The 15,502-nt window shown below is 35.7% G+C and carries 12 protein-coding genes; 8 read left to right on the top strand and 4 right to left on the bottom strand.

The window, feature by feature from the left end:
• Positions 1-61: 61 nt before the first annotated feature.
• The gene (locus tag BCR22_RS09260) at positions 62-682 is read right to left on the bottom strand and encodes an FMN-dependent NADH-azoreductase (RefSeq protein ID WP_069654644.1); all 621 of its coding nucleotides are present in this window, start codon (positions 680-682) and stop codon (positions 62-64) included.
• Positions 683-1,246: 564 nt separating this feature from the next.
• Here BCR22_RS09260 and licT point away from each other — a divergent pair.
• The 7 genes from licT to manA all read left to right on the top strand — a co-directional run bounded on the left by licT (position 1,247) and on the right by manA (position 9,917).
• Positions 1,247-2,089 (top strand): BglG family transcription antiterminator LicT, encoded by an 843-nt coding sequence (licT, locus tag BCR22_RS09255; RefSeq protein WP_069654643.1) that lies wholly within the window; start codon positions 1,247-1,249, stop codon positions 2,087-2,089.
• A 178-nt stretch (positions 2,090-2,267) separates the two neighbouring features.
• Positions 2,268-4,136, top strand: a complete 1,869-nt coding sequence (locus BCR22_RS09250; protein WP_069654642.1) for a beta-glucoside-specific PTS transporter subunit IIABC — start codon at positions 2,268-2,270, stop codon at positions 4,134-4,136.
• A gap of 334 nt (positions 4,137-4,470) precedes the next feature.
• On the top strand, positions 4,471-5,919 hold the full coding sequence (locus BCR22_RS09245) for a glycoside hydrolase family 1 protein (RefSeq protein ID WP_069654641.1): 1,449 nt from the start codon (positions 4,471-4,473) through the stop codon (positions 5,917-5,919).
• A gap of 153 nt (positions 5,920-6,072) precedes the next feature.
• Positions 6,073-6,660, top strand: coding sequence for a guanylate kinase (locus tag BCR22_RS09240; RefSeq protein ID WP_069654640.1), 588 nt, complete (start codon positions 6,073-6,075; stop codon positions 6,658-6,660).
• Between the two features lie 326 nt (positions 6,661-6,986).
• On the top strand, positions 6,987-7,823 hold the full coding sequence (locus tag BCR22_RS09235) for a VOC family protein (protein WP_069654639.1): 837 nt from the start codon (positions 6,987-6,989) through the stop codon (positions 7,821-7,823).
• A gap of 39 nt (positions 7,824-7,862) precedes the next feature.
• Positions 7,863-8,900: a serine hydrolase domain-containing protein gene (locus tag BCR22_RS09230; protein ID WP_069654638.1), complete on the top strand. Its 1,038-nt coding sequence runs from the start codon at positions 7,863-7,865 to the stop codon at positions 8,898-8,900.
• Positions 8,901-8,942: 42 nt separating this feature from the next.
• A complete protein-coding gene (gene manA / locus BCR22_RS09225) occupies positions 8,943-9,917 on the top strand; it encodes a mannose-6-phosphate isomerase, class I (RefSeq protein ID WP_069654637.1) in 975 nt (324 codons plus the stop codon).
• A gap of 161 nt (positions 9,918-10,078) precedes the next feature.
• Here the strand turns inward: manA and BCR22_RS09220 are convergent, their stop codons facing one another.
• Together BCR22_RS09220 and BCR22_RS09215 are read right to left on the bottom strand one after the other, a co-directional pair.
• Positions 10,079-10,774, bottom strand: coding sequence for a type 1 glutamine amidotransferase (locus BCR22_RS09220; protein ID WP_069654636.1), 696 nt, complete (start codon positions 10,772-10,774; stop codon positions 10,079-10,081).
• A 104-nt stretch (positions 10,775-10,878) separates the two neighbouring features.
• Positions 10,879-12,216 carry a Mur ligase family protein gene (locus BCR22_RS09215; protein WP_069654635.1) on the bottom strand — a complete coding sequence of 446 codons (1,338 nt, stop codon included), beginning with the start codon at positions 12,214-12,216 and terminating at the stop codon, positions 10,879-10,881.
• 374 nt (positions 12,217-12,590) lie between these two features.
• Between BCR22_RS09215 and BCR22_RS09210 the strand changes: the two genes are divergently transcribed.
• Positions 12,591-13,865 (top strand): NCS2 family permease, encoded by a 1,275-nt coding sequence (locus tag BCR22_RS09210; RefSeq protein ID WP_069654634.1) that lies wholly within the window; start codon positions 12,591-12,593, stop codon positions 13,863-13,865.
• Positions 13,866-13,915: 50 nt separating this feature from the next.
• On the opposite strand, the gene BCR22_RS09205 is transcribed toward BCR22_RS09210, so the two are convergent.
• Positions 13,916-15,316 (bottom strand): TrkH family potassium uptake protein, encoded by a 1,401-nt coding sequence (locus BCR22_RS09205; protein WP_069654633.1) that lies wholly within the window; start codon positions 15,314-15,316, stop codon positions 13,916-13,918.
• Positions 15,317-15,502: the final 186 nt, after the last annotated feature.

The raw sequence follows: 15,502 nt of genomic DNA, 5'->3' as shown, positions 1-15,502 counted from the left end.
TTTCATTTTTAAGGTGTGAAACAAAAGTGATTTTTCCTTTTGCCACACCCTTTTTTTGTTATTAGAATGATTTACCTAAAGTTGTTGCTTGGTCCATTGCTGCACTTAATAATTCTTCAGCTTTTTCTGGATGGTGATCGATTCCTTCGATAAACAATTGATCGACTTCAGCCACACCGATGAAGTTTAAAATTCCTTTTACATATTGGGAAGCAAAATCTTGTCCTTCATAAAAGCCACCATTCGATTGAATGTGTAAAGCTTTTTTACCAGTAGTTAAAGGTTTAGGTCCTTCTTCAGTATATTTAAATGTTTTTCCAGCCACATTGATTGTATCAACCCATGCTTTTAAGCGAGTTGGAACATTTAAATTCCATAGAGCGTTTGCGATAACTACTTTGTCAGCTCCTAAAAATTGATCCGTTAATTCATTGAAGCGAGCAACTTTTGTTTGTTGGCTTTCATTTAAAGCTGTAAATTCAGTACCAGTGCGTAATGCACCCCATCCGGAAAGTAACTCTTCATCTATTTCAGGAACGAAATCAGCATAGACATCAAGTACATCGATTTCATCAGCTGGATTTTGAGCTTGATAACTTTCTAAAAATGTTTCTAACGCGCGGACAGAACGAGATTCTTCTTTAGTAAGTGGGTGCGCTTTAACAACAAGTAATTTTGACATGTAAAGTCTCCTTTAAATACCTAAGTATCATTATTATTTATAAACAAAAACTATTTTACTAATAAAAAGTAAGAAAATCAATGTTTTTATTTAATTTCTATAAAAAAACTAGTATTCAGTAGTAGAACTCCTGTTTTTATGCTACTAATAAGCCCTAGAAAGTTGTTTCATGCCGCCCACTGTATCGAATGATAGGGTATGTTTTTACTTTATTAAGCTGCTTTGACGTAGTAGGTTATTTTTAGTGTAAAGCGATTGAGAATCAGGAGTAGAAAGGGATTTAGACATCAACGAATCCTTTAAATTTTTTTTAAAACTACGGGATAGATTGTAATGCTTTTAAAAGTGATTTAGAAAACAGTTCGACAACTCTTGATAAGTTTCATGAAAAATACATTTAAATTTCGTTTTTGAAAAGGGTTGCAAATAAAGTAGAAAGATGGTATGCTAATCATGTAATAAGGATTGTTACTGTTCGGCAGGCAAAACCTGAATCTTCCATATTATTTTGTTGGGGTGGATTCTAGGTTTTTTTCGTTTGTAATTGTAAAAGTGAGGTTCATCATGCATATTGAAAAAATTTTAAATAACAATGTCGTTATGACAAAAAATGAATCAGGTGAAGAAATAGTCTGCATGGGCCGAGGACTAGCCTTTCAAAAAAAAATTGGCGATGTGATCGATCCGACTTTTATTGAAAAGGAATTTGTTCTGAAAGATTCTATTACTTCAGGTCAGTTCCAACAATTATTTGCGGATATTCCGTTAGAAGAAGTAGAGCTTGTTAAAAAAATCGTGGATATGGCAGAAGAAGAACTGGGTATCGAACTTTCTTCGAATATTTATTTGACATTGACTGATCACGTACATTACGCGATCATGAGGGCAAAAGAAGGAATAGAGATGCCGAATCCATTGATGTTTGAAACAAAAAAGTTTTATCCTAAAGAATATGCTATTGCAAAAAAAGGCGTAGCGCTGATTAAAGAAAAACTGAACATTGATTTCTCTGAAAGCGAAGCAGGTTTTATTGCTTTTCACATCGTGAACAGTGAACAGGCAAATGGAAATATGGAAGTGACAATGTCTGCGACTGAAATGGTAAGAGATATTCTAACGATCATTAGTCGTTATTTTGGGAAACCATTTGATGAAGATTCATTGAACTATCAACGAATCGTTACCCACTTACAATATTTTGCTCAACGGTACTTGCAAAACGAAGCACACGATGAAGAAGATGACTTTCTTTATGAGTTGATTCAAAGCAAATACCCTAAAGCCTTTCAATCAGTACAAAGAATCAGTGATTATTTAGTCCAAAAATATCAAAAGCCAGTTGACAAAGCAGAACAAATTTATTTGACGATCCATATCCAACGCGTTGCTGGTGAAAAAAAAGTGTAACATCGATTTATAAAAAATTAGCATTCAATCGAAGCGGATTGTTACTGTTTAGCAGGCAAAACCTAGATTGAAAAAACAAGAGATTCATCTATAGTTACGTCTTTGTAAGTATAGTAGATTATTGTTTTTTCAGTTTAGGTTTTTTTATATAAAAAATCAAAGAAAAGAGGCATATAAAATGAGTAAAAATCAAGAAATCGCCGAGCGCGTCTTAACGCTAGTTGGTGGAGAAGAAAATGTGAATAGTGTTGTCCATTGTGCAACTCGTCTACGTTTTAACTTAAAAGATGAGGATAAAGCAGAAACAGAAAAATTGAATCAAGATCCTGATGTGATTCAAGTTGTTAGAAGTGGCGGACAATATCAAGTCGTTATCGGCAGCCATGTAAGTGATGTGTATAAAGAGTTGATGGCACATAGTGGTTTAGGTGAGGATGATACTGAAAAAAATGAAGGACCTAAAGGAAATGTTTTCAACCAGTTAATTGATATTATTTCTTCTATATTCACACCTTTCTTAGGTGCGATGGCAGGAGCTGGGGTTTTAAAAGGATTCTTGACGTTAGCAGTAACATTGAACTGGCTAACAGCCGAATCGGGTATCTATGTAGTCCTCTTTGCGATTGCAGACGGAATTTTTACCTTCTTACCGATTATTTTAGCGTTTACTGCTGCGAAGAAATTCAAAACAAACCAATTCTTAGCGGTCTGTCTTGCAATGGCACTTGTTCATCCTAGTATTACTGCTTTAGCTGGACAAACCCTAAGTTTTGCTGGAATTCCAGTGATTATCGGCGCAAGTGCGTATACATCATCTGTTATTCCAATTATTTTAGCAGTATATGTTCAAAGTTATGTTGAACGTTTCTTCAAGAAAGTTATTCCATCTTTCTTACAAATCATTTGTGTTCCTTTAGCTGTTTTTCTTGTGATGGCACCTGTTACGTTTATTGCAATTGGCCCGATCGGAACCATTTTAGGTGATTTGCTTGGTAAAGGGTATGATGGAATTTATGGATTTAGCCCAATTATTGCGGGTGCAGTTATGGGTGGTTTATGGCAAGTGTTCGTTATGTTTGGTATGCATTGGGGCTTTGTTCCAATCATGCTATTAAATCTTTCAGCTACAGGTATAGATACAATGGCACCAATGCTTTTACCAGCTGTATTATCACAAGGAGGAGCGGCATTAGCTGTATTCTTTATGACAAAAAATGTAAAACTAAAAGGATTAGCGTTTTCTTCAACAATTACGTCGATCTTTGGGATTACAGAACCAACCGTTTATGGTGTGACATTACCACTTAAAAAACCATTTATTGCTGCATGTATCGGTGGTGCAGTTGGTGGCGCTTTTATCGGTTTCAGTCATGTTCAAAACTATGTCTTTGGGTTGATTAGCTTATTGAGTTTACCAGGATTTATTCCCCAAGATACTAAAGATACTTCTGGTCTAGTTGCAGCAGTTATTGGAACGGTGATCGCTTTTGTAATTGGTTTTGTTTTAACATTTATTTTAAAATTTGACGATAAACCAGAAGCAGGTAGTGAAACTCCCAAAGAAACGAACTCAAAAGCGCAAATTAATAATGATAGAATTGTTTTAACAAGTCCAATTACAGGTACGATTGTTCCTTTAGAGAAAGTCGAAGACCAAGTATTCTCATCAGGAGCTCTAGGTAAAGGAATCGCCATCGAACCAACAGTAGGCGAACTTTACGCTCCCGCTAACGGTGAAATCACAACCTTATTTCCAACAGGACACGCAGTTGGAATCACAACGGAAGATGGTGCAGAAGTTTTGATGCATATCGGGATGGATACCGTTGAAATGGACGGGGATGGATTCGAATTAGTAGTGAAACAAGGGGACAAAGTAAAACAAGGTGATTTGCTAGTGAAATTTGATATTGAAAAAATCAAAGCAGCTGGACATCCTGTGGTAACACCAATCGTTGTTACAAATAGTGGTGATTATTTGGATGTATTAGATATGGATCAAACAGATGTTTTACATGGTGAAGATTTCTTGGCGATTGTACGTTAATTGAATTCACTTAATCGCTTTTACGGTTATCTAGCTTCAGGAGTCAGTATCTCGGAAAAAAGATAAAATCAGCTTGTGACTAAAATCGTCACCATCTTATTTTCCTATTTTTCGACGATACTAAGCGACTCATTACGCTTTTACGGTTATCTAGCTTCATGAGTCAGTATCTCGGAAAAAAGATAAAATCAGCCTGTGACTAAAGGCGTCACCATCTTATTTCCTATTTTTCGACGATACTAAGCGACTCAACTTACTATTAGGTTAACTTGCTGAGAGGGCTAGTGTTTTGGGAAAAGAGCCCTCAATGCTTTTAGAATAAGGAGGAATTGATATGTCAACTAAAACAACAGTATTTCCAGATGGATTTTTATGGGGTGGTGCAACGGCAGCGAATCAATTAGAGGGTGCGTATCGCTCAGATGGTAAAGGTTTATCAGTTGCGGATGCAATGCCTGGTGGCAAGCAACGTTTCCAAATTTTAGGTAGTGATACATTTAATTGGGAAATCGATTCGGATAAATTCATTTATCCGAATCATCGCGGGATCGATCATTATCATCGCTTTAAAGAAGATATTGCATTATTTGCAAAAATGGGCTTTAAATGTTACCGTTTTTCAATTGCTTGGTCTAGAATCTTTCCTAAAGGAGATGAGACTACACCCAATGAAGCAGGCCTGAAATTTTATGATCAAGTAATCGATGAGTGCTTGAAACATGGTATTGAACCAGTAATTACGATTTCTCACTATGAAATGCCTTTGCATTTAGCTAAAGAGTATGGTGGTTGGAAAAATCGTAAAATGATTGATTTCTTTGAAAATTACGCAACAGTTGTCTTAACACGCTATGGCAAAAAAGTAACCTACTGGATGACATTTAATGAAATCAATTCAGCGTTTCATTTTCCAGCACTAAGTCAAGGAATGGTCAAAGCAACAGGTGCAGGCGATTATCAAAATGTTTTCCAAGCATGGCATAATCAATTTGTGGCTAGTGCTAAAGCTGTGAAAATTGGTCATGGCATCAATCCTGATATGCAAATTGGTTGTATGATCATTTACGCAACAACTTATAGTATCGATGCAAATCCAGTGAATCAAATGGCGACATTGGCTCAAAATCAAGAATTCAATTTCTATTGTACAGATGCTCAAGTTCGCGGTGAATATCCTGCTTACCAACAACGTATGTTTGATAAATATGGTGTTTCAGAATTAGAAATCGGTGCAGATGATTTAGAGTTAATGAAAACATATTCAGTAGATTATATTGGCTTTAGTTACTACATGTCCTCAGCAGTTAATGAAACAGCTGAAGAGGATGATACTGTAGTTGGAAACTTATTAGGTGGCGTACGCAATCCATTCTTAGAAGCGAGTGAATGGGGCTGGCAGATCGACCCTGAAGGCTTAAGAATTGCATTGAATGAATTATATGATCGTTACCAAAAACCGTTATTTATCGTTGAAAACGGCTTAGGTGCAATCGATAAAGTAGATGAAAACTTTTATGTAGAAGATGATTATCGAATTGATTATTTACGTCGTCACATTGAAGCTATGTCAGATGCAATTAAAGATGGCGTTGATTTAATAGGGTACACACCGTGGGGCTGTATTGATTTAGTGAGTGCTTCAACAGGTGAAATGAGTAAACGCTATGGCTTTATCTATGTGGATCTAGATGATAATGGCGAAGGAACCATGAATCGCTATGAGAAAAAATCATTTAATTGGTACAAACAAGTAATCGAAACGAATGGACAAGAGTTGAAATAATGAATAAAACCAGAGGAATAGGTCAGACAACATCTGATTTATGCTCTGGTTTTCTTAATAGTCAAAGATACCAACTAGAAGAACATTTGGCTTTTCTTTTTCATTGAAAGGAAACTTTAGTTATTGTATAGTCAATATTAGGAGGAGTGATCAGTGAAAAGAACCGAATTAAAGCATCCATTTTTTGTTGTGATAGGTCCTAGTGGTTCAGGAAAAACCAAGGTAGCTGAAGCTGTTTTTCCAGCATCGTACAAGGTGATTTCTCACACAACAAGACCCATCAGAAAAGAGGAAACAAATGAGATAGATTATTACTTTGAATCAGAGGACCGATTTGAGAAGCTACTTACTACAGGCGCGTTAGCAGAACATGATACATATCATGGGTATCAATATGGCGTTGGAAGAGCCGAGTTGATTGAAAAAACATCAGATCATTATGCTTACGACGTTTTAACAATTAAAGGATTTCAAGCAATCGAAAACCAATTCGGCAACAGGGTGATTCCAATTTTTTTAGAAGTATCTAAAGAAAATATTTTAGCTAGGTTACAAACGAGAGATGAGGATACAAAAATCATATTACAACGCGGTGCTCTATATGATCAAGAAATAAAGAATAAAAGTAAAGTGATCGAATACACAAACAGTTACATAATCAATGCGAATCAGCCATTCGAAAACGTGGTGAACGATGTAAAGCAAGTGGTAAATGAGACCCTAAAAATCAAGTTAAGATGAGCTGTAAATTAACACAGGCAGGCTAGGCGTTCTGAGTTTCTAGATGATTGAGAACTGACTCCAAGAGTTAGCGCTATTCACAAAGAACTTTCATTATTTTTAAAGTATGAACGTATAGCTGTTATTTAAACTCTGTTTTTTTAAATTGGTATAGAGTAACTAAATGGTTAAAAAGATGATCGAATCCCTAGATTGGTATAGGAGCAAGCCCCCTATTTATCAAAATGCTCTCCTAGTGACATTTTTTTTGAAAAGAGCATTTACTTGCTGAAATCAGTAGACATGTTTAGAATAAATAGATGGAGACATTCGGAGGGGGAAGACGAATGGGAAAGTTTCAATTAGCTGAAGATGTATATGTGAAAACGATTGCAATTCGTATCGACGATGTAGAGAGAATGGTTGACTTTTATAAAAATGTATTGGGATTTATTTTAAAGCTAGAGGAAAATAATTTATCAATATTTGGTTCACAAAAAAGAGATAGTCGATTACTGATATTAGAGGAAACGGCTTCTGAAGAAGGACAAATAGAATCTTTTGAAAAATCTGTCTGCTTTTCTTTGTTGATTCCAACAGTGGGAGAGTTTGGTAGTCTTTTACGAAGAATTACAGCGCATAATTATCCAATCAAGAAATCAGTACAAGATGGAAATCGCCAAAGTGTATTTTTAGAAGATCCAGAAGGAAATGAACTTGAAATTAGTTATCAAGGCGCAACAGGTCAAATGAAAGAAACAGTTGAAACACTGGATATACAATCGTTGATTGATCAAAGTAACGTTTTGTATTCGAGCCTTTCGGCAGGTGTAAGAATTGATCGACTTAAACTGCATGTAAATGATAAAATAGCACACCATTCGTTTTATCAAGACATTTTAGGAATGGTACCTGAAAATAACACAGCCGATAAGTTAACAATGAATAATCGAAACTTTTGGATTTTTTTAGACGATTCAGTCGAACAAAATAGTCAAAAAGCTACCATAGAAAAATCGCTGGGAGTAGATTTTTTTGTTGTAACCTTAAATGATGAAACAGAAATGGAGCATCTAAAACAACATTTAGAAGAACAGAAACAAGAATTTTTTGTCGATAAAAAATTAACGATTTTAACGATTTACGATCCTAGTCAGATCGAATGGTGGTTTGTTAGAAATTAACGAATAAAAATTGAACACAAACAATGAGGAAAATAAATCATGTATAAAAAAACAAAACAAAAAATAGAAGAGTTGGTAGATGAGAAGGTTTTTCCTGGTGCCAGTTTTTCGTTTATAACAAGAGGAGAATCTGAAGATCACACTATAGGGAACGCTCAAATAATCCCTAAAATCGAACCATTGAAGCCGTCATTACTTTTTGATGTTGCCTCTTTAACGAAGGTCGTTTGTACGACAACGGTCGTGTTACAGTTGATGGAGGCAGGACAGATTGACATTGATGCACCATTTAACACCTATTACTCAGCCTTTGAAGATGGAAATATAACGATTCGCCACCTCTTGACGCATACATCTGATATTCAAAGTTTTATTGAAAATCGAGATGCCTTGTCAAAAGATGAATTAATAGCCGCTTACAATCAGGTTCGGCCAGGTGTAGAGATAGGGAACAAGGTAATGTATACAGATACGGGAACAATTTTACTTGGTTTTATGTTGGAAGAATTATTAGGGAAAGATGTTATAGAAATTTTTAAAGAACGAGTGCTGCAACCAATGGAAATGACCGAAAGTAGTTTTTTACCTAAGGATTTTTCTAAAGTCGTGCCAACTGAAAATCATCCTATCAGAGGATTGATTCAGGGACAAACGCATGATCCAAAAGCGTTTGTTTTAGCTGAACATGCTGGAAATGCTGGACTCTTCACTAATTTGAATGATCTAAAAAAATTCACGTCAATGTACATGAATGAAGGGCTGCATCAGACAACCAGAATAGTGGAAAAAGATACAGTTCGCTCGCTATTAAAGGATCAAACACCTAGTGGAAAAGGACATCGCTCATTAGGATGGGATCTCAAAGATGATTTAACAGGACGACCATTGTTGTTTCATACAGGTTATACTGGCACTTTTTTGATGATTGATCTTCTGGAAAAAGAAGGATTTATCTTCCTTTCTAATCGAGTTCATCCAGCAGATAATCGGAAAGAGTATATCCAAAAAAGAGATGAGCTTATTGAAATTTATTTAAAAGAAAAAAGAATACTCAAAGATGAATCGCTTTCTTTTTAGTGGTATAATTGACGAGTGTTAATGGAAGGGAGTCTCTAAACTATGCAGGAACCTTTATTTTTAAAGCCAGTTTTTCAAGAAAAAATTTGGGGTGGGGATCGGCTACAGACTGTATTCGGTTTTGACCTACCAAGTAATAAAATTGGAGAAGATTGGGCAATCAGTGCTCATCCTCATGGGGTAAGTAAGGTAGAAAATGGGGAATTTTCTGGTCAAAAACTAGATGAACTTTGGACGAATCATCGTGAATTATTCGGCAATGCTAAGGGAGCTGTTTTTCCTTTATTGACGAAAATTTTAGATGCTGAAGATGATTTGTCTGTACAAGTACATCCAGATGATACTTATGGAATGGCTCATGAAGGCGAACTTGGGAAAACGGAGTGTTGGTATATTATTGACGCTGAACCAGGATCAACCATCATTTACGGACATAATGCCCAGAGCCGAGAAGAACTTGAAGCGATGATCAAAGAAGAACGCTGGGATGACTTGCTCAAGAAAGTCCCAGTAAAAAAAGGCGACTTTTTCTATGTACCAAGTGGCACGATTCATGCTATTGGTAAAGGAATCATGATTTTAGAAACACAACAAAGCAGTGATACCACTTATCGTGTGTACGACTATGATCGAAAGGATGATCATGGTCGAACAAGAGAACTGCATATTCAACAATCTGTTGATGTGACGACAGTTCCGGCAAAAAATGCACAATTATCGATTCAACAACAAAACCAAGGACAATCAAGCATTATTACGTATTTGAAAACACCATTTTTCAATGTGTATGAATGGCAAGTCCAAGGGATATTGAATTTGAAGAAAAATGCGCCCTATACATTAGCAACCGTTATTGACGGTATCGGTCACTTAATTATTGAAGACACAGAATCAATGAAGACTGACCGTTATGAATTGGCTAAAGGGACAAGCTTCATTTTACCGACCGATATTGCCAAATGGCGCATTGAAGGCAATCTTACGATTATTGCGTCTGAACCGGGAATTGACGCGTAAAAGTTAAAATAAAAAGAGACTGGATTAGAAGCGTTTAATCCCGAGAAATAAGAAGTAACCCTTTCAGCTTGTTACCGAAAGGGTTACTCCTTCTCCCACTGTTTTTTCGCATTAGGGTGTGATACAAAAGTGATTTTTTACTTTTGTACCACACTCTTTATTTATTCTGTAGTCTGCATTTCTTGTGGTACATTGAAAGGTTCATTGTATTTTTTTTCTAAAGCAGTTTTAATCAACCGAATCCCTAAATTTTCATTGCGCGCAAGAATGGGACCATGGAAATAAGAGCCAAAAACATTTTTGTAAATAACGCCTTCAGAACCATCTTCACTATTGTTGCCATTACCTTTAACAACATTGCCTAGCGGGCGTTCACCTTTACCTAAAAAAGTTCGACCGTTATGATTTTCAAACCCATAATAGGTTTCATTAAATTCTTCATTATGAATCACGATATCACCGATGTAACGGTTATTATCTTGGCTTAACGTATAGTGATCAAGCGCACCAATGCCGTGAATTTTTTCACCTTTAGCCCCCATGTAATAATGGCCCAATAATTGATACCCACCACAAATTGCGAGCATAACTCCGTCATTTTCAATATATTCAGTCAAGGATTCTTTTTTTGTCTGGATATCATCTGAAATGATCAACTGTTCAAAATCTTGTCCGCCACCTACAAAGACTAAATCATATTTAGTCGTTTCAAATGGCTCGTGAATACTAACAATTTCAGAGCGAAAGGTTACATTCATTTTTTCAGCCAAATATTTTAACATCAGTAAATTACCATTGTCGCCGTAAGTGTTTAACAGATTTCCATATAAATGACACACAACTAATTCTTTAGGCACTGTTTGTTCCTCCTCATATATAGATAACAAGGTTTTGTCTTACGTAACCTCGTATTTGATTGACTATTTAATAGCGAAAGAATATAAGCTATTAAATAGTCTTTTTAGCTGGTAATATAGCCTTGTGCAGCCAACGATTTGCGCAATTGCAATACTGCTGTATACGTAGCTAAAATATATACATGTTCTGTCGGCAATTCTTTGATTGCTGTGATCACGTCGTCTAAGTTTGGAACTTCTTTTAATTTCTCTTCAGAAATACCTGCAACTTTTAGGCGTAAAGCCATATCTTGATGACGGTCACCACCTGCGATGACTTCAGGAATATTCATTTGGGCAAACGCCTCATGATCACCATCCCAGATCCAGCTAACATCGATTCCATCCGCATAATTTGCATTTAGTAAAGAGACAAGTGAGAAAGAGTAAGGTGCAAGAGCCATCATATCAATAACTTGATTTAAGCCCACAGGATTTTTAACTAAAATTAGTGTACATAATTTACCTTCTATGTTGATTGTTTCTTGACGGCCAAAAACTTTTTCATCATAGCTTAGTCCAGCTCTGATTTTTTCAGGAGAAACACCGTAGTGTTCAGCAACAGAGGTCGCTGCTAAAGCATTATATACATTATACATACCGCCAACTGCGATGCTGTACTCTGCTCCATCGATTACGAAATCAGCAGAAGTATTATCCATCGCCACCATTTGCGTTAATTGTACGTCTAGCTTAGGGCGATGAAAACTACAATTAGGACAATAATATTTCCCGAGATTAGCGTAAGTAATCATTTTATAATGTAAAATATGGTGACACTTAGGACAAAGTAAGCCGTCCGTATTGTAATGAGCCATCTGTTCTTCATCTGCTTTGTGATTAAAGCCATAATATTTTCGCGGATTGATCGTTTCAACTGAATTGAAAATCGGTGAATCGCCATTACAAAGAATCGGTGCATTAGGAGCTGCAGCAGCACCATCAACGATTAATTTATAGGTGGTGTAAATTTCACCGTAGCGATCCATTTGGTCTCGAAAAATATTGGTAAATAAAAATAATTTTGGTTCAATATACTTTGTGACGCGGCTTAAACTTGCTTCATCGATTTCTAGTACTGCAAATTTCTTTTTAGCCCCTTTATTTTTAGCAGATAAGAAGGTTGAAACGATTCCTTGCTCCATATTGGCACCAGTCGGATTGGTCAGTACGTGATCAAATTCTTGTCTTAAAATATTTACTGTTAAAGCAGTCGTCAATGTTTTTCCATTTGTACCCGTGACAACCACAATTTCATAATCTTTAGCTAAAGTATCCAAAATTTTTGGATCGATTTTTAATGCTAATTTTCCAGGGTAGCTACTCCCACCTTTGAAGAAAGTTTGTAATACCCATTGAGAAGTTTTACCAGCGGCGATTGCTACATGACTTCTGATTCCCATAAAGTGCCCTCCAATTTATATCAACTATCGTTATGCCATTCAATAATAAACTCAATCTATAATACCACAGTTGAAAAAAAAAATTAATTCCTTTTACTCTTTCTTACTATTATTAATTTTATACCGTTAGATGTACGACTGAGATGAGGAGAAACCATGAATCTTACAAAAAAGGATGTGAGATTAAATCGTTCTTCAAATTATGCTGATTACTGTATATATAAATGAAAAAGTTCTCAAAAATTTTGAAGAGCGCTTACAATGTGGTATTCTTACATTGTCTTAATTTAAGTAAAAAATAATTTTATTACATAAAAGTTTTTTATTTAGAATTAGCAGAACCTAGGCCGTTTTTTATTAGGAGGATGATTTTCATGTTTCATTGGAAAAAACTTAAAAAAGAAGATATAAAACGAGAAGTCTTAGCAGGAACAACATCATTTTTCGCTATTTCTTATATTATTATGGTGAATACAGTGATTTTAGCGGAGGCTGGAATGCCAAAAGAATTAACGATTTTCGGTACGATATTTATTTCGATTCTCGGCTCTATTTTGATTGGACTTGTGGCAGATGCTCCAATTGTTTTAACTACGGGGATGGGGGTCAATTCATTTTTTACGTATACATTGGTTCTTTCCTTAGGTTTGACTTGGCAGCAGGCATTAGCCGTTAGTTTTTGTGCAGGTATTGTCTATTTACTAGTTGCGTTTACCAAGTTAAGTAAATTGTTTGCAGAAGTTGTGCCTAAATCATTGAAAACGGGTATCACTGTAGGAATTGGATTTTTTCTTGTATTGATTGGACTGGAAAAAGGCCATTTGATAGTAAGAGGAGAACATACCTTTTTACAACTAGCCCCTTTAGATAACGGTTTAACCTTATTGACTTTATTTTCATTGATCTTGACTGTGATTCTTTTTATAAAAGGCGTGCAAGGAAGTTTTTTTATTGGGATAGTTGTAGTGACAATCAGTGCAAATTTCTTCGGAATGGTACAACCTGCAGAACATTTTTCATTGAGTGGGATAGGGAACTATTCTCGCATATTTTTACAATTAGATTTCAGTGCATTTTTTTCTAAAAGCTTTTTATTGGGCGTCTTTGCCTTATCCATGATTTTAATCTTTGAGTCAATGGGCTTACTGAAAGGGTTGATGCCAGATGCGGATGAAAAGAAATATTTACGTGCCTATCGTGTCACAGGGTTTATCACATTATTATCCAGTATTTTGGGAACAAGCCCCACAGTAGCCGCCGCTGAGAGTGCAACAGGTATTGAGGAGGGGGGAGAAACTGGGATCACCTCGATTACGAGTGGTATTTGTTTTCTTCTTGCTTTACTAGCACTGCCTTTACTTTCATATATTCCCGATTCGGCATTAGCACCAGCAATTATCATAACAGGATTCTTGATGATCCAACAAATCAAGACTGTACATTTTAGCGATTTTAGTGACTACTTTCCTGCGATACTTATGATCGTACTGATTCCTTTTACAATGAATATTTCTGATGGAATGGCATTTGGATTTGTAGCATATCCTCTGACGAAATGGGTTGGGGGGAAAAAATCGGAACTCTCTTTACCAATGTGGTTGATTTCAGGCTTATTCTTACTCTATTTGATTGTTAATGTGTTGATTTAAGCGAAAAAAACCTTGCTCAACCCATCAGAAGTGATGTCGAGCAAGGTTTTTTAACCAATAATAATTTTTTCAGAGGGATACTCATAACCAATATCTCGTGTTTCTTTTGGTACAAATAACATCAATGTATACAGCATGCCGATACGCCCGATAAACATCAAAAGTGCAATCATCACCTTACCGACCGTTGTTAAATCTGAAGTAATGCCCAAAGACAACCCAGTCGTACCAAAAGCTGAAGAAACTTCAACAATAATTGCAATCAATGGATGATCCTCAGTAGCAGTTAAAAATAAAACGGCAAAGAAACACATGATCATTGAAAGCATAAAGACAACGATTGATTTCTTAACATCATCGTCATCGATTCGGCGTCCAAACACATTGATTTTATCTTCACTTTTCAAAAAGGCGTACAAGTACAAGCCGATAATAGCAACGGTCGTCGTTCGAATCCCGCCACCAACAGAACTGGGACTACAACCGATAAACATCAGTAAAGAAAAAACAATTAATGTCGTAATCTGAAAATCACCTAAATCATTGATCTGCAAACCTGCATTTCGTGTGGTCATAGAATAAAACATAGAAGTAATCCAACGCTGAATTTCTCCCATCCCTACAAATAAATGGTCTTTCTCTAATAAATAAATCAAAATCGTTCCACCCACAAACAAAATCACAAACGCCAATAATGCAATCTTGCTAAATAATGAAAAGCGGAAAGGTAAACCACGTTTTTTCTTTTTAAAAAATAACCACTCACGAACTTCCATCAGTACTGGAAAACCAATCCCGCCAACAAAAATCAAAAACATGATCACAATCAAGAATAAATAATCGTTAGCAAAAGGCATAATCGAATCACCAGTCACGTCAAAGCCAGAGTTGGTCACAGCTGAAATCGATTGGTAAAAACCGAAGAAAATAGCTTTTGACCAGGTTGTATAATAGCCAGAAAAATAAAAATAAATAGAGAAAAATGTACCAAAAATTAGTTGGAACCATAAAATGATTGTAAACGTGATGCGAATTAACCGAACAATGCCACTTAACTTAGGCTGATTCATATCAGTCATGATCAATTGCCGCTGTTTTAAAGAAATCCTGCGTTTTGAAAGGATAATAAAAGCTGTGGAAATCATCATGATCCCTAGTCCACCAACTTGAAATAACACTTCCAATAGCAATACACCACGGTCATTAAAAACGGAGTCAATATCAAAGGTAGACAACCCCGTAACACTCACTGTACTAATCGCCATAAAGAGCATATCAATGAAACCAACTTGAGAGCCTGGTTCTCTAAAAAATGGTAAACAAAATAATAAGTAAGAAACGACGGTCATAATAATATAATATGAAACAATGATTTGGATAGATGATAAATTATTAGAAATAAAACGCCTTCCTTTGCGCTGTGCCAGCCATAAAAGCCGAAATCGATTCATAATGGACCTCCTGAACATCGTTAAAACAAGTATAGCAGAAAATAAATGATGGGCAAACAAAGAATAAATGCTTAGAAGAAATAAGAAATTGATTAAAAAAAATAAGAATCTAGCACAAATGAACAAGAACATGCTATTTTAATTGTGATAGAAGTAACATTGTTTTGTTTCTTATTTTTTTAAAAG

The organism is Enterococcus plantarum (genome assembly GCF_001730295.1).
GTDB lineage: Bacteria > Bacillota > Bacilli > Lactobacillales > Enterococcaceae > Enterococcus_L > Enterococcus_L plantarum.
Note: the sequence above shows the minus strand (reverse complement) of the source record. Positions and strands in the feature narration are given on the sequence as shown.